This window comes from Streptomyces sp. NPDC012637, from assembly GCF_042954805.1.
GTDB lineage: Bacteria > Actinomycetota > Actinomycetes > Streptomycetales > Streptomycetaceae > Streptomyces.
On sequence record NZ_JBIBDS010000003.1, the window covers coordinates 1 to 13,818 of the forward strand.

The 13,818-nt window shown below is 70.9% G+C and carries 16 protein-coding genes and 1 pseudogene; 7 read left to right on the forward strand and 10 right to left on the reverse strand.

All coding sequences use genetic code 11. The features are described 5' to 3' along the window. Positions 1 to 301: 301 nt before the first annotated feature. Positions 302 to 1,105: a helix-turn-helix domain-containing protein gene (locus ACFY8W_RS13030; RefSeq protein WP_391105504.1), complete on the forward strand. Its 804-nt coding sequence runs from the start codon at positions 302 to 304 to the stop codon at positions 1,103 to 1,105. On the opposite strand, the gene ACFY8W_RS13035 is transcribed toward ACFY8W_RS13030, so the two are convergent. The 3 genes and pseudogenes from ACFY8W_RS13035 to ACFY8W_RS13045 all read right to left on the reverse strand — a co-directional run bounded on the left by ACFY8W_RS13035 (position 1,102) and on the right by ACFY8W_RS13045 (position 2,888). After that, complete coding sequence (locus ACFY8W_RS13035; RefSeq protein WP_391103919.1) at positions 1,102 to 1,713, reverse strand: GNAT family N-acetyltransferase; 612 nt, start codon at positions 1,711 to 1,713, stop codon at positions 1,102 to 1,104. The two genes, ACFY8W_RS13030 and ACFY8W_RS13035, sit on opposite strands and share 4 nt — an antisense overlap. Positions 1,714 to 1,804: 91 nt before the next feature. After that, positions 1,805 to 2,074, reverse strand: coding sequence for a DUF397 domain-containing protein (locus ACFY8W_RS13040; protein WP_391103922.1), 270 nt, complete (start codon positions 2,072 to 2,074; stop codon positions 1,805 to 1,807). Further along, a pseudogene (locus ACFY8W_RS13045) lies at positions 2,056 to 2,888 on the reverse strand (Scr1 family TA system antitoxin-like transcriptional regulator). The gene ACFY8W_RS13040 and the pseudogene ACFY8W_RS13045 overlap by 19 nt, the downstream one beginning before the upstream one ends. 186 nt (positions 2,889 to 3,074) lie before the next feature. Here ACFY8W_RS13045 and ACFY8W_RS13050 point away from each other — a divergent pair. The 5 genes from ACFY8W_RS13050 (at position 3,075) to ACFY8W_RS13070 (ending at position 5,707) form a co-directional block, all read left to right on the forward strand. Continuing rightward, the gene (locus ACFY8W_RS13050; protein WP_391103924.1) at positions 3,075 to 3,248 is read left to right on the forward strand and encodes a hypothetical protein; all 174 of its coding nucleotides are present in this window, start codon (positions 3,075 to 3,077) and stop codon (positions 3,246 to 3,248) included. Continuing rightward, positions 3,245 to 3,460, forward strand: coding sequence for a hypothetical protein (locus tag ACFY8W_RS13055; RefSeq protein ID WP_391103926.1), 216 nt, complete (start codon positions 3,245 to 3,247; stop codon positions 3,458 to 3,460). Before ACFY8W_RS13050 ends, ACFY8W_RS13055 begins: the two co-directional genes overlap by 4 nt. Positions 3,461 to 3,590: 130 nt before the next feature. Beyond that, a complete protein-coding gene (gene recO / locus ACFY8W_RS13060) occupies positions 3,591 to 4,340 on the forward strand; it encodes a DNA repair protein RecO (RefSeq protein ID WP_391103928.1) in 750 nt (249 codons plus the stop codon). A gap of 13 nt (positions 4,341 to 4,353) precedes the next feature. Further along, positions 4,354 to 5,178, forward strand: coding sequence for an isoprenyl transferase (locus tag ACFY8W_RS13065; RefSeq protein ID WP_391103930.1), 825 nt, complete (start codon positions 4,354 to 4,356; stop codon positions 5,176 to 5,178). 22 nt (positions 5,179 to 5,200) lie between these two features. Continuing rightward, positions 5,201 to 5,707, forward strand: coding sequence for a YcxB family protein (locus ACFY8W_RS13070; RefSeq protein WP_391103933.1), 507 nt, complete (start codon positions 5,201 to 5,203; stop codon positions 5,705 to 5,707). Positions 5,708 to 5,776: 69 nt separating this feature from the next. Here ACFY8W_RS13070 and ACFY8W_RS13075 read toward each other — a convergent pair whose 3' ends face one another. The 4 genes from ACFY8W_RS13075 to ACFY8W_RS13090 form a co-directional block, all read right to left on the reverse strand. Further along, positions 5,777 to 6,187 (reverse strand): Fur family transcriptional regulator, encoded by a 411-nt coding sequence (locus tag ACFY8W_RS13075; protein ID WP_384415532.1) that lies wholly within the window; start codon positions 6,185 to 6,187, stop codon positions 5,777 to 5,779. Positions 6,188 to 6,248: 61 nt separating this feature from the next. Further along, a complete protein-coding gene (locus ACFY8W_RS13080) occupies positions 6,249 to 7,145 on the reverse strand; it encodes an iron chelate uptake ABC transporter family permease subunit (protein WP_391103935.1) in 897 nt (298 codons plus the stop codon). A gap of 2 nt (positions 7,146 to 7,147) precedes the next feature. Next, the gene (locus ACFY8W_RS13085; RefSeq protein ID WP_391103938.1) at positions 7,148 to 7,951 is read right to left on the reverse strand and encodes an ATP-binding cassette domain-containing protein; all 804 of its coding nucleotides are present in this window, start codon (positions 7,949 to 7,951) and stop codon (positions 7,148 to 7,150) included. A gap of 42 nt (positions 7,952 to 7,993) precedes the next feature. Next, positions 7,994 to 8,971 carry a metal ABC transporter solute-binding protein, Zn/Mn family gene (locus tag ACFY8W_RS13090; RefSeq protein ID WP_391103940.1) on the reverse strand — a complete coding sequence of 326 codons (978 nt, stop codon included), beginning with the start codon at positions 8,969 to 8,971 and terminating at the stop codon, positions 7,994 to 7,996. 167 nt (positions 8,972 to 9,138) lie between these two features. Between ACFY8W_RS13090 and ACFY8W_RS13095 the strand changes: the two genes are divergently transcribed. Then, a complete protein-coding gene (locus tag ACFY8W_RS13095; protein ID WP_391103942.1) occupies positions 9,139 to 10,518 on the forward strand; it encodes a glycine--tRNA ligase in 1,380 nt (459 codons plus the stop codon). Between the two features lie 71 nt (positions 10,519 to 10,589). Here the strand turns inward: ACFY8W_RS13095 and ACFY8W_RS13100 are convergent, their stop codons facing one another. The 3 genes from ACFY8W_RS13100 to ACFY8W_RS13110 form a co-directional block, all read right to left on the reverse strand. Then, the gene (locus ACFY8W_RS13100; protein ID WP_391103945.1) at positions 10,590 to 11,180 is read right to left on the reverse strand and encodes a TetR family transcriptional regulator; all 591 of its coding nucleotides are present in this window, start codon (positions 11,178 to 11,180) and stop codon (positions 10,590 to 10,592) included. Between the two features lie 31 nt (positions 11,181 to 11,211). Further along, positions 11,212 to 12,234 (reverse strand): aldo/keto reductase, encoded by a 1,023-nt coding sequence (locus ACFY8W_RS13105; protein ID WP_391103947.1) that lies wholly within the window; start codon positions 12,232 to 12,234, stop codon positions 11,212 to 11,214. Between the two features lie 98 nt (positions 12,235 to 12,332). After that, the gene (locus tag ACFY8W_RS13110; protein ID WP_391103949.1) at positions 12,333 to 13,778 is read right to left on the reverse strand and encodes an MFS transporter; all 1,446 of its coding nucleotides are present in this window, start codon (positions 13,776 to 13,778) and stop codon (positions 12,333 to 12,335) included. Between the last annotated feature and the right edge of the window lie 40 nt (positions 13,779 to 13,818).

Sequence of the window (13,818 nt, forward strand, 5' to 3'; positions counted from 1 at the left end):
ATGTCGAGGAGGGCGGAGAGGGTGGAGGTGGTGGCCTGGGTGGCGAACTTCTGCATGGCGGGTTCCTTGTTCTCGTCGTTGTTCCCGTTGTCGCTTTCGGTGTTTCCGACATGGGAAAAGCTACGTTGCCTTCACCCATCCGGCAACGGTCTTGTTGCGCAGTAACCAAGAAATGCCAGGTCAAGGTAGGGAAATCGTTGCAACGGGTCCATGGGTAACGCAACGTCAGCCCGCATTGCGTTGCAATGGATTGAAGGTGAACGCTATAGTGGGGCACACCACGCACCTGAAGGAGGCCGCGATGCCCGGAGGCAGGCTCACCCAGCCCGAACGTCAGCAGATCGCCCTCGGACTGGCCGACGGACTCGCCTACGCGGAGATCGCCCGGCGCCTCGACCGCCCGACGTCCACCGTCACCCGCGAGGTCATGCGCAACGGCGGCCCCGCCGGCTACCGCGCCGACCTCGCCCACCGCGCCACCGAACACCGCGCCCAGCGCCGGAAGCAGACGCCGGCGCGCGGCACCGGAGCCGGGACCCGCCCCGGCTCCTCCGACGAGCAGGCCTACGGGCGGGACACCGAGGCCGTGCGCGCGTACGAGGAGACGTTCACGACCGTCCTCATGCAGTCCGGCATGCCCAAGATGATGGCCAGGGTCATGGCCTGCATCATGATCAGCGACCAGGGCAGCCTCACCGCGCCCGAGCTGGTGCAGCGCCTCGAGGTGAGCCCGGCCTCCGTGTCCAAGGCTGTCGCGTTCCTCGAAAGCCAGGGCCTCTGCCGCCGCGACCGCGGGGAGGGCCGCCGCGAGCGTTACATCGTCGACGACGACGTCTGGTACGAGTCGGTCATGGCCAGTGCCCGCGCCACCGCCCAGATCACCGAGACCGCACGGCAGGGCGTCGGTGTCCTCGGGCGCGACACCCCCGCCGGCATCCGCCTCGAGAACGTGGCCCGCTTCGCCGACTTCGTCTCCGAGAGCATCACCCGCGCCGCCACGCAGGCCCGCGCCATCCTGACCAGCAGGCCCCAGACCGCGGACCTCTCGGCCGCCTTCGACGAGGCCCCGGCGGAAGAGCCGCCCGTGGGAGGGGCCGCCTCCTAGGTCGGGGTCCGGGTCTGGATCCGGGCCTGGGCCTGGGTCTGGGTCTGGGTCTGGGTCTGGATCAGGGCCTGCGCCGGGTCCTCGGCCCGCGTCAGCTCCCAGACCCGGAACTCGCCGTCCCCGTCCCGCAGTCGCGTCAGCTCGGTGAAACCGAGCTTCGCCGGGACGGTGGCGCTCGCGTGGTTCTCCGGCATGTGCAGCACCAGCAGCCGACGCACGCCGGGCAGCCGGAAGCCCTCGGCGACGAGGGCCCGCGCGGCCCGGGCGGCCAGACCGTGGCCGGTGGCGGCCGGATGGAGCCAGTAACCGATCTCGTAGGCGTCGTCGGGCGTCTCCTCGCGCCGGTGCAGGCTGCAGGCACCGACCATCGCCCCGTCGAGCACGATGACGTACGTGAACTCCGCGCCCGCCGCCCACTGTCCGACCCGCCGCGAGAGGTAGCCGGCGGTCCACTCCGGACAGTGGTCCTCGACCCAGTCCATCCACGGCCGCAGGTGCTCGACGGACTCGTCGATGAGCCTGTGCAGCTCGTCCAGGTCGGCCGGGTCCTCGGGGCGGCGCAGGACGAGGCGGTCGTCGATCCGGACCAGGTGCGCGGGACGGGGCACGGCGGTCACCCGGTGGCCGCCGTCACCGCCACGAAGACGAGCCCCGCCGTCACTGCCCACAGCGTGAGGGCTCCGGGCGTGGCGACGGCCGTCACCTCTTGACCCCGGCGACGAACGCGGCCCAGGCGGCCGCCGGGACGACGAGCGCGGGGCCGTCCGGAACCTTGCTGTCGCGGACGGGGACGACACCGGGGACGCCGTCGAGAACTTCGAGGCAGTCACCGCCCTCGCCGTTGCTGTACGAGCTCTTGCGCCAGGCGGTGCCGGCGAAGTCGTAGGAGACTTCGACGCAGTTGCCGCCCTCACCGTTGCTGTAGGTGCTCTTGAACCAGTGGGCGTTGGTCAGGTCGTACGCGCGCATCGTCTGAAGTCCTCCGCCGCCGACTCGATCAGGGCCAGGGACGCCTCCGGCGACAAGGCGGCGACCCTGAGCAGATCGTAGGCGCGCTGGGCGCGCTTCACCACAGCCGGATCTTCGAGGAGCGTGCCCGAAAACGAGGTCTCCGTGTAGGCCGTCGGCGGCTGGTCCACGAACTCCATGAGTTTGAGCGTTCCGTTCATGGAGGCGTGTGCTCCGGCCGTGCGCGGCAGCAGGGTCACCAGCGCCCACCGTTGCCGGATCAGCGCCACGATGTGCTCCAGTTGCGCGGCCATGGCCGCCGCGCCGCCCACCGGGGCGCGTACGGCGTTCTCGTGCAGGGTGACCCAATACTCGGGCCTTGTAGCGTCCTTGAGAATCGCCTGTCGTTTGACCCGAGCGGTGACTTTTTCTTCGACGTACTCCTCCGTCGCGAACGGATTTGCCGCCAGCGTCACCGTCCGCGCGTACTCCGGTGTCTGCAGCAGCCCCGGGATCACCGTCGGCGCGAACTCGCAGTCTTCGTCGCCACGGCCTCCAGCTCCGCCGCCGCGTTGAAGTATTCCGCGTACGGCGACCTGTCGATCAGCTTCCGCCAGGTCCGTTCGAAAATACCGCCGGTTTGTAGGACCTCGTCGAATCTCTGGGCCAGCTCCAGCTGCGGCTTCCTGATTCCCTGCTCGAACAGGCCGATGTACGCCGCCGAGACGAACACCCGTGCCCCCAGCTCGTTCTGCGAGGGCCCCGCCGCCTCCCGGCGTTCCTTCAGCAGCTCGCCGAAGAACTCCCACACTTCTTCCCGCTTGGCTTTGGCCATGGATTAACTCCCGAACCCCACACCGCAGTTGTAGCCCCAGCGCATCTGTCGATTCTAGGGAGCCGCCACCACCCTGGATGCGGAAAGCGGGAAATGGATTCGGAAAGGACCGCGTTGGTGAAGGAAGACAGCATGCGGCCGACGGAAACTGGAGCAACGCGGGAAGCGCGAGAGGTGGTGAGGGAATTGCGCGAAGCGCTGGGACGGGCCGGAATCACGCTCCCCTCGCTCGGGCTCGACGCCCTGACCCTCGCCGCCGAGCCTCCCCGGCCGCTGATCGAGCTCGGGCGCTGTACGGCGGCCACGGCACGGCTGCTCGCCGCCGCGCTCACGCCCACGGACGAAGGGGGACGCGAATGAAACCGCCCATCGGCGCGTACGTCGTCGACATCCGCACCGGCAGGGTCGGCACGGTGATGGGGCACGAGGGTCCCTACCTCCAGGTCCGGCCCATCGGCGGCGGGCGCGAGTGGGACTGCGAGCCGGACGGCGTCCGGGTCGCGACCGCCACCGAGCGCCTGCGCGCCGCGACCGCGCACGCGAACGCGCGCAGTCGCGGCGAAGTGCCGTGAAGCGTGGCCCGGCCCGCCGGACCCGGAACGCCCGGCTGTGGAGCAGCGCCGTGGCCGGCCTCGCCCGCTTCCGCCTCCGGAAGGGGCGAGGGGGTCCCTGAGCACTGCTGCCGTACGGGAGAATGGGCCCATGAGTCTGTTCCGCGACGACGGCATCGTGCTGCGCACCCAGAAGCTGGGTGAAGCGGACCGCATCATCACGTTGCTCACGCGGGGTCACGGACGCGTACGCGCCGTCGCGCGCGGCGTGCGCCGGACGAAGTCGAAGTTCGGGGCGCGGCTCGAACCGTTCTCGCACGTGGACGTGCAGTTCTTCGCCCGCGGGAGTGAGCTGGTCGGTCGCGGTCTGCCGCTGTGCACGCAGAGCGAGACCATCGCCGCGTACGGCAGCGGCATCGTCACCGACTACGCCCGGTACACGGCGGGCACGGCGATGCTGGAGACGGCGGAACGGTTCACCGACCACGAGGGCGAGCCGGCCGTGCAGCAGTACCTGCTGCTCGTGGGCGGGCTGCGCACCCTCGCGCGCGGCGAGCACGCCCCGCACCTCATCCTCGACGCCTTCCTGCTGCGCTCGCTCGCCGTCAACGGCTACGCGCCCAGCTTCGAAGACTGCGCCAAATGCGGACTTCACGGGCCGAACCGCTTCTTTTCGGTCGCCGCGGGCGGAGTCATATGCGGGGACTGCCGGGTGCCCGGAAGCGTCGTACCCTCTGCGGAGGCCGTAGGCCTGCTCAGCGCGCTGCTCACCGGCGACTGGGAGACGGCGGACGCGGCCGAGCCGCGTCACGTCAGGGAGGGCAGCGGACTGGTGTCCGCCTATCTGCACTGGCACCTGGAGCGCGGACTGCGCTCGCTGCGGTACGTAGAGAAGAGCTAGGAGAGACCACGCCATGGCCATCGCACGACTCCTCGGGCGCCAGCGACGGGAGTACAGGACCCCCGAGCCGCACCCCTCCGGTGCCCGCCCGCCGAAGCTCCAGTCGGAGCTCGTGCCCGAGCACGTCGCGATCGTCATGGACGGCAACGGCCGCTGGGCCAAGGAGCGCGGCCTGCCGCGCACCGAGGGCCACAAGGTCGGCGCCGAGCAGGTGCTCGACGTGCTCCAGGGCGCGATCGAGATGGGCGTCGGCTCGATCTCGCTGTACGCCTTCTCCACGGAGAACTGGAAGCGCTCGCCCGAGGAGGTGCGCTTCCTGATGAACTTCAACCGGGACTTCATCCGCAAGACCCGTGACCAGCTCGACGAGCTCGGCGTCCGGGTGCGCTGGGTCGGCCGCATGCCGAAGCTGTGGAAGTCGGTGGCCAAGGAGCTCCAGGTCGCCCAGGAGCAGACGAAGGACAACACCAGGCTCACGCTGTACTTCTGCATGAACTACGGCGGGCGGGCCGAGCTCACGGACGCGGCGCAGGCGCTCGCCGAGGACGTGAAGGCGGGCAGGCTCGACCCGGCGAAGATCACCGAGAAGACCATCCAGAAGTACCTCTACTACCCGGACATGCCGGACGTCGACCTCTTCCTGCGGCCCAGCGGCGAGCAGCGCACGTCGAACTACCTGATCTGGCAGAGCGCGTACGCCGAGATGGTCTTCCAGGACGTCCTGTGGCCCGACTTCGACCGCCGCGACCTGTGGCGGGCGTGCGTCGAGTACGCGCAGCGCGACCGGCGCTTCGGCGGCGTGGACCCGGCGGACCTCGCGGTCCTCGACAAGGCCTGACGGGGGACAGGGGGGATCCGCGATGGAGCTCGTCTACACGCCGACGCGTGAGGATCTGGTCGACGCCGTACGGGTGCAGATGCGGCACGGCTCGTTCCGGACACTGCGGTGGCTGATGCCGACCACCGCCGTACTGGCATTCCTCGTCGTCGCCTTCCTGCTGTCCGGACCCGGAGAGCCGAACACCGGGGGCGCGATCCTCATGGGCGCGCTCGGACTGCTCGCGGCCGTCCTCGGGCCGCTGGCCCTCAGGCTCACCGCCCGGCAGATGTACGCCGTGATCGAGCGGCAGGGCGAGCACCGTGCGCGCGTCGACGAGGACGGGGTGCGCTGGGAGACCCGGGACAGCGAGGTCGTGGCCCGCTGGCAGCTGACGCCCCGGTACTTCGAGACGCCGACGCAGTTCGTGCTGCTCTCCGCCGACAAGGGCGGCGCGGGCGTCGCCGCCCTGCCCAAGCGCGGGCTCGCCGACCCCGCCGACGTCGACCGGCTCCGTGCGCTCCTGGACCGGAACCTCACCCGTATGTGAGACGTACGCGTACGCGAGAGGGCCCGCACCGGGCGAAACCGGTGCGGGCCCTCTCGCGTACGACTGAAGCTACTTCGCCGCGCACTCCGCGCACGTGCCGAAGATCTCCACCGTGTGCGCCACGTTCACGAAGCCGTGCTCCGCCGCGATCGTCTCGGCCCACTGCTCCACCGCCGGGCCCTCCACCTCCACGGCCTTGCCGCAGACGCGGCACACCAGATGGTGGTGGTGGTCGCCGGTCGAGCAGCGGCGGTAGACGGTCTCGCCGTCGCTCGTGCGCAGCGCGTCGACCTCGCCGGCCTCGGCCAGGGACTGCAGCGTGCGGTAGACGGTGGTGAGGCCGACGGAGTCGCCACGGTGCTTGAGCATGTCGTGCAGCTCCTGGGCGCTGCGGAACTCGTCCACCTCGTTCAGGGCTGCCGAGACTGCGGCCCGCTGCTTGGTCGAGCGGCCTTTTACGGGGGGTCCTGCCGTCACCACGGGGGCCTCCTTGAATCCTTGTCTGCCCCCGCCATTCTGCCAGCCCCCCGTTCCTCCGCCGTCAGACCTTCACGTCGTCCGTGGGACGGCGGGTGGCCGGAAGGCATCGTGCGTCGCATTCCGCGGTGGCGCGCTCGGCGGCGCGGGCCCGCCGCCGGGCCAGCGGCGCGGCGAGCACGGCGAGCGCGATGAACACGCCGATCGCGAAGAGCACGATCGTCGCGCCGGGCGGCACGTCCTGGTAGTACGACGTGATCGTGCCCGACAGGGTGACGCCGGTGCCGATCACGACCGCGAGGACGAACGTCGTACGGAAGGACCGGGACAGCTGCTGGGCCGCCGCGACGGGAACCACCATCAGGGCGCTGACCAGGAGCAGGCCCACCACGCGCATGGCGACCGTGACGGTCACGGCCGCGGTGACCGCGACGAGCAGGTTCAGGGCGCGCACCGGCAGGCCGGTGACGCGGGCGAAGTCCTCGTCCTGGCTGACGGCGAAGAGCTGCCGGCGCAGACCGACGGTGACGAGGACCACGAAGGCGGCGAGCACGCTGATCGACGTGACGTCCTCGGCGGAGACCGTGGACAGCGAGCCGAAGAGGAACGAGCTCAGGTTGGCGTTGGAGCCGGTCGGCGACAGGTTGATCAGCAGGACGCCGCCGGCCATGCCGCCGTAGAAGAGCAGGGCGAGGGCGAGGTCGCCGCGGGTCTTGCCGTAGGCCCGGATCAGCTCCATGGCGACCGCGCCGGCGACGGCGACCAGGGTGGCCATCCACACCGGGTTGGCGGACATCAGGAAGCCGAGGCCGACGCCGGTCATGGCGACGTGGCCGATGCCGTCGCCCATCAGCGCCTGGCGGCGCTGGACGAGGTAGATGCCGACGGCGGGCGCGGTGATGCCGACGAGGACGGCCGCGAGGAGCGCCCGCTGCATGAAGGCGAGTTCGAGGAATTCCATCGTCAGGTCAGCAGTCCCGTGCGGAGCGGCTCGTCGGCCGCGTGGGGGTGGACGTGGTCATGGCCGGGCAGGGCGTGCTGGCCCACGGCCCGCGGCGGCGGGCCGTCGTGGACGACGCAGCCGTCGCGGAGCACGACCGCGCGGTCGATGAGGGGCTCCAGCGGGCCGAGCTCGTGCAGGACGAGGAGGACGGAGGTGCCGCCGGCGACCTGCTCGCGCAGGGTGCCGGCGAGGATCTCCTGGCTGGCGAGGTCGACGCCGGCCATCGGCTCGTCCATGATCAGCAGCTCGGGCTCGGAGGCGAGCGCGCGGGCGATCAGCACGCGCTGGTGCTGGCCGCCGGAGAGGGCGCTGACCGAGTCGCCGGCGCGGTCGTCGAGGCCGACCAGTTCCATGGCCCGGGCTATCGCGGCGCGGTCGGCCTTCGTCGTGAGGCCGAACCTGCGGCGGGACAGCCGGCCGGAGGAGACGACCTCGCGGACGGTCGCGGGGACACCGCTGGCGGCGGTGGTGCGCTGCGGTACGTAGCCGACGCGGGCCCAGTCGCGGAAGCGCTTCTGCGGGGTGCCGAACAGCTCGATGCTGCCGCCGGTCAGCGGCACCTGGCCGATGACGGAGCGGACGGCGGTGGACTTGCCGGAGCCGTTGGCGCCGAGCAGCGCGACGACCTCACCGCGGTGCACGGTGAGGTCGACGCCGCGCAGGACGGGGCGCGAGCCGAGGGCGGCGGTGGCGCCGCGCACGGAGATGACGGGCTGGTCGCTCACGGGAGAGCCCACGACTGCCTCCTGCTGGGTGCTGATCACTTCACGCTCACTTAGGCGCTCGCTTCCGCGCTCGCTTCGGGCTCACTTCGCGCCGAGGGCCTTCTTCAGCGCGGCGAGGTTGGACCGCATGACCTCGATGTAGTCATCGCCCTTGGACTTGTCCGTGATTCCCTCCAGCGGGTCGAGCACGTCGGTCTTGAGACCGGTGTCGCTCGCGAGGGTCTTGGCGGTCTTGTCGCTGGCCAGGGTCTCGAAGAAGACGGTGGTGACCTTGTCCTTCTTCGCGACGTCCTGGAGCTCCTTGATGCGGGCGGGGCTCGGCTCGGACTCGGGGTCCATGCCGGAGATGCCCTCCTGCTCCAGGCCGTAGCGCTCGGCGAGGTAGCCGAAGGCGGAGTGGGTGGTGATGAAGGTCTTGGTGGAGGTGTTCTTCAGGCCGGTCTCGAACTCGCCGTTCAGGGCGGCGAGCTTCGTCATCAGGGCCTGGGTGTTCGCCTTGTACGTGGCGGCGTGGGCCGGGTCGGCCTTCTCGAAGGCGGCGCCCACGCCCTGGGCGACCTCGCCGTACTTCACGGGGTCGAGCCAGACGTGCGGGTCGGCGCCGGCTTCGGAGCCGTGGTCCTCGTGGCCCGCCTCTTCGGAGCCGTGGTCGTGGCCGACCTCGGTGCCGTGCTCCTCGAGCTTGGTGAGGGTGGCGGCGTCGATGGTGGTGCCCGTGGCGGACTGCGCGATGGCGTCGTCGACGGCGGGCTGGATGCCCTTGAGGTAGAGGATGACGTCGGCCTGGCCGAGCTCGCCGATCTGCTTCGGCTTGAGCTCCAGGTCGTGCGGCTCGACGCCCGGCTTGGTGAGCGTGTTGACGGTGACGTAGGTGCCACCTATCTGCTCGGCCAGGAACTGCATGGGGTAGAACGACGCGACGACGTCCAGCTTCCCGCCGCTCTCGTTGCCGGCCTTGTCGGCGGCGTCGGAGGTTCCGGAGCAGGCGGAGAGGGTCACGAGACCGAGGGCGACGGCTCCGGCGACGGCGGTGGCGGGTATCAGTCGGCGTACGTTCATGACACTCATTTTCAACAAAAGTGGAAACGGTTGTCAATTGCCGCACGTGTGTCCTGGCGCACTGGCACCGCCTCCCGACGGGCGAGGGGCAACCGATTTGAAAGTGGGGGCCCGGGCGCCGGTAACCTGAGGCATTCGCACTTCGTCGTCGTAATGAAGAGAGCACCGTGGCCGCCGACAAGATCGACACCATCGTCAGCCTGAGCAAGCGCCGTGGCTTTGTTTTCCCCTGCAGTGAGATCTACGGCGGTCAGCGCGCCGCCTGGGACTACGGACACCTGGGCGTCGAGCTCAAGGAGAACATCAAGCGCCAGTGGTGGCGTTACATGGTCACCTCGCGCGACGACGTCGTCGGTATCGACTCGTCGGTCATCCTGGCCACCGAGGTCTGGGAGGCCTCCGGCCACGTCGCGACCTTCACCGACCCGCTGACCGAGTGCACCTCCTGCCACAAGCGCTTCCGCGCCGACCACCTGGAGGAGGCGTACGAGGAGAAGCACGGCCGCCTCCCCGAGAACGGCCTCGCCGACCTCAACTGCCCCAACTGCGGCAACAAGGGCACCTTCACCGAGCCCAAGCAGTTCTCCGGCCTGCTCTCCACGCACCTCGGCCCGACCCAGGACACCGGCTCCGTCGCGTACCTGCGTCCCGAGACCGCCCAGGGCATCTTCACCAACTTCGCCCAGGTGCAGACGACCGCGCGCAAGAAGCCCCCGTTCGGCATCGCGCAGATGGGCAAGTCCTTCCGGAACGAGATCACTCCGGGCAACTTCATCTTCCGCACCCGCGAGTTCGAGCAGATGGAGATGGAGTTCTTCGTCAAGCCGGGCGAGGACGAGCAGTGGCACGAGTACTGGATGGAGCAGCGCTGGAACTGGTACACGAACCTGGGTCTCCGTGAGGAGAACATGCGCTGGTTCGAGCACCCGAAGGAGAAGCTCTCCCACTACTCCAAGCGCACCGCCGACATCGAGTACCGCTTCCAGTTCGGCGGCAGCGAGTGGGGCGAGCTCGAGGGCGTCGCCAACCGCACCGACTACGACCTGAAGGCCCACTCCGAGGCCTCGGGCGCGAACCTGACCTTCCTGGAGCAGGAGGGCGAGCGCTACACGCCGTACGTCATCGAGCCGGCCGCCGGTGTCGGCCGCACCATGCTGGCCTTCCTGCTCGACGCGTACACCGAGGACGAGGCCCCCAACGCCAAGGGCGTCATGGAGAAGCGCACCGTGCTGCGCCTCGACCACCGCCTGGCCCCGGTCAAGGTCGCCGTGCTGCCGCTGTCCCGCAACGCGGAGCTCTCGCCGAAGGCCAAGGGCCTCGCTGCCGACCTGCGGCAGAACTGGAACATCGAGTTCGACGACGCCGGCGCCATCGGCCGCCGCTACCGCCGCCAGGACGAGATCGGTACGCCGTACTGCGTCACCGTCGACTTCGACACCCTCGAGGACAACGCGGTGACCGTGCGCGAGCGCGACACCATGAAGCAGGAGCGCGTCTCCCTCGACCAGATCCAGGGCTACCTGGCCAGCCGCCTGCTGGGCTGCTGACCCCGGTCGAACCCGTACGGCGAAGCCCCCGGTTCCGTTCTCGGAACCGGGGGCTTTCCCGTACGTACGTGTCAGGCCTTCAGCGCGCGCTGCACCAGGGCGACCACCGCGTCGAAGGCGGCCCCGCTGCCCGGGGCCGACCACTCGGCGGAGTGGGCCGGGTTGTGGAAGCGGTCGGTGGCGAGGAAGACGGCGCGGGCCGTGGCCGGGAGGTCCGCCTCCGGCGTGGTGAACACGCCCGCGCTGCGGCCGTCCTCCAGGATCCGGGCGATCTGCTCGACCAGGTGGTCCTCGTGCCGGTCGACCACCGCGCTGTTCTCGCCGATCAGCACCTGGAAGGTGGCCATCAGCTCCGGATCGCCGCCCGCCTTCTCGCGCTTGAGGGCGAAGAGGGCGGTCAGCCAGCCGGTCAGGCGCTCGTCGGCCGGCTCCGCGCCGTCGACGTACGGCCGGAGGGCGTCGATGGTCCGCCCCAGCCAGCGCTCGGTGACCGACTCGCGCAGCGCCGCCTTGGTGCGGAAGTGACGGTAGACGCTGCCGTGGCTGACGCCGAGGGCCCTGGCCACGTCCACGACGGTCGCCTTCGCCGGGCCGTAGCGGCGCAGCACCTCCTCGGTGGCTTCGAGGATGCGCTCGGCGGTCAGGGTCTCCGTGGTGGCCATGGAATGACAGTACCTGTCACCCGGTCGGTGCTCACCGCTCGCTGTCCAGGTGGTCCATCTGGCTCTCCGGGTAGCGGGCGCCGGACGCCGCGCCCGCCGGGACGGCCGCCTCGATCGCCGCCAGGTCGGCCGCGTCGAGCGTGACGTCCAGGGCGCCGAGGGCCTCCGCGAGCCGGTCGCGGCGGCGGGCGCCGATCAGCGGGACGATGTCCTCGCCCCGGGAGAGCGCCCAGGCGATGGCGATCTGGGCGACGGTGACGCCCTTCGCCCCGGCGACCGCGCGCAGCCGGTCCACCAGGTCCAGGTTGCGGCCGAGGTTGTCGCCCTGGAAGCGGGGCGACATGCCGCGGAAGTCGCCCGGCGCGAAGGTCTGCTCGCGGGTGACGTGGCCGCTGATCAGTCCGCGCGAGAGGACTCCGTACGCGGTGATGCCGACGCCCAGCTCGCGGGCGGTGGGCAGGATCCGGTCCTCGATGCCGCGGGAGATCAGCGAGTACTCGATCTGGAGGTCGGCGATCGGGGCGACGGCGGCGGCCCGGCGCAGGGTGTCCGCGCCCACCTCGGAGAGGCCGATGTGCCGGACGTGGCCCGCCTCGACCAGCTCGGCGATGGCGCCCACGGTCTCCTCGATCGGCACGTCGGGGTCGACGCGGGCGATCCGGTAGATGTCGATGTGGTCGGTGCCGAGTCGCTGCAGCGAGTACGCGGCGAAGTTCTTCACGGCGCCGGGGCGGCCGTCGTATCCGGTCCAGCCGCCTTCGGCCGTGCGCAGGGCGCCGAACTTGACGCTGGTGAGGGCCTGTTCGCGGGCGGCGGCGGGGGCGGTGCGCAGCGCCTCGTTGATCAGCAGCTCGTTGTGGCCCATGCCGTAGAAGTCGCCGGTGTCGAGGAGCGTGACGCCCGCGTCCAGAGCGGCGTGGATCGTCGCGATCGACTCGGCGCGGTCGGCCTCGCCGTACAGGGCGGACATGCCCATGCAGCCGAGGCCGAGCGCGGAGACCTGGGGGCCGGTGGAGCCGAGGGTGCGGGTGGGGAGGGAGGTCAGAGTGCTCATGCATCGACTATGACATGGGTGATGACAGATTTCAATATTTGTCAGTCCCTTCATGCTCCGGCGCCGCCCGTCGTCCTCCCCGATCCCGGGCCCGGCCCTCAGCTCTTCGACGGGAGGCGCAGGCTCAGCAGCAGCGTCAGCGCCACCACGCCCAGCTGCACCAGGAGCGTCGTCGTCAGGGCGGAGCCCATGCCGGCGGGGGAGGAGCCGAGCGAGAGGAAGAGCGAGCCCAGCGTCGCCACGCCCAGCGCCAGCGCCGACTGCTGCGTCGTCACCATCACGCCGCTGCCGACGCCCGCCCGCTCCGCCGGCACCTCCGAGAGCACCACCCGGAACAGCACCGGCAGCTGGAGCCCCTGGCCCAGACCCGCGACCGCCATGCCCGGCAGCAGGCTCCACACCGTCAGGTCGGGCCAGCCGCGCGCCACCGTCCAGGCGAGCAGCCCGATGCCGAGCGCCTGGAACACCGCGCCCGCCGGAACCACCCGGGTCGCGCCCCAGCGCCCGATGAGCCGCGGGCCCGCGAGCGAGGCGCCGAAGAAGGCCACCGCCATCGGCACCAGGGCCAGGCCGGAGGCGACCGCACCCATCGCGAGGCCCTGCTGGAGCGAGATCGCGATCACGAACATGAAGCCGCTGAAGCCCAGCGACAGCGGCAGCACCACGGCGAGGCCCCGGCGCAGCGAGACCAGGCCGAGCAGGCTCGGCGGCACCAGCGGCGTACGGCCCGCACGGTCCGCCCGTACCTCCACCCACCAGAACGCGCCGGCCGCGAACGGGAAGACGGCCAGCGCCACCCAGGTCCACAGCGGCCAGCCGGCCGCCCGGCCCTCGGTGAGCGGGGCGAGCAGGGTGAGCAGTGCGAGCGCGAGCAGCAGCGTGCCGGGCAGGTCGACCGGCGCGGGCCGGTCCGAGCGGGTCTCGGGGACGCTGCGGGCCGCGAGCACGAGCCCGACGAGTGCCACCGGCACGTTGACCAGGAAGATCGAGCGCCAGCCGGTGCCCGCGACATCGGCGGCGACCAGCACGCCGCCCAGGATCTGGCCGGCCACCATGGCGAGGCCGGCGGTCGCCCCGTAGAGGCTGAGCGCCCGCGCGTGCCGGGCGCCCGACGTCGAGGAGTGAATCGTCGCGAGCACCTGCGGCAGCATCAGCGCCGCCGCGGCACCCTGTGCCACCCGGGCGCCGACCAGCGTCCAGGCGTCCGGCGCGAGGCCGCAGGCGAGGGAGGTGAGGCCGAAGGCGGCCATGCCGACGAGGAAGAGCCGGCGCCGGCCGAACTGGTCGCCGAGCCGGCCGCCGAGCACGAGCAGGACGGCGTACGCGAGGCCGTACCCGGCGACGACCAGCTCCAGCATCGCCGGTCCCGCGTTCAGGTCGTGGTCGATGGTGGGCAGGGCGACGTTGACGATGAAGAAGTCGATCAGCGGCAGCGCCGCGCCGAGCAGCACGGTGAACAGGCCGAGTGAGCCGAGCGCCGGGCGGGCGTGGTCGACGACCGGTACGGCGGTACGGGCGGCGGACGGGGAGGTTGTCGTAGTCACGTGATCGAGCCTCGCGCCCGGATTAGCCTGGTACCAGAGT

What these genes read in the sequence shown, in the direction of transcription:
- ACFY8W_RS13070 (WP_391103933.1), top strand. Translation starts at nt 5,201, where the DNA reads ATGGAGCTCGTCTACACGCCGACGCGTGAGGATCTGGTCGACGCCGTA.
- ACFY8W_RS13055 (WP_391103926.1), top strand. Translation starts at nt 3,245, where the DNA reads ATGAAACCGCCCATCGGCGCGTACGTCGTCGACATCCGCACCGGCAGG.
- ACFY8W_RS13105 (WP_391103947.1), bottom strand. Translation starts at nt 12,234, where the DNA reads ATGAGCACTCTGACCTCCCTCCCCACCCGCACCCTCGGCTCCACCGGC.
- ACFY8W_RS13030 (WP_391105504.1), top strand. Translation starts at nt 302, where the DNA reads ATGCCCGGAGGCAGGCTCACCCAGCCCGAACGTCAGCAGATCGCCCTC.
- ACFY8W_RS13090 (WP_391103940.1), bottom strand. Translation starts at nt 8,971, where the DNA reads ATGAACGTACGCCGACTGATACCCGCCACCGCCGTCGCCGGAGCCGTC.
- ACFY8W_RS13100 (WP_391103945.1), bottom strand. Translation starts at nt 11,180, where the DNA reads ATGGCCACCACGGAGACCCTGACCGCCGAGCGCATCCTCGAAGCCACC.
- recO (WP_391103928.1), top strand. Translation starts at nt 3,591, where the DNA reads ATGAGTCTGTTCCGCGACGACGGCATCGTGCTGCGCACCCAGAAGCTG.
- ACFY8W_RS13080 (WP_391103935.1), bottom strand. Translation starts at nt 7,145, where the DNA reads ATGGAATTCCTCGAACTCGCCTTCATGCAGCGGGCGCTCCTCGCGGCC.
- ACFY8W_RS13065 (WP_391103930.1), top strand. Translation starts at nt 4,354, where the DNA reads ATGGCCATCGCACGACTCCTCGGGCGCCAGCGACGGGAGTACAGGACC.
- ACFY8W_RS13040 (WP_391103922.1), bottom strand. Translation starts at nt 2,074, where the DNA reads ATGCGCGCGTACGACCTGACCAACGCCCACTGGTTCAAGAGCACCTAC.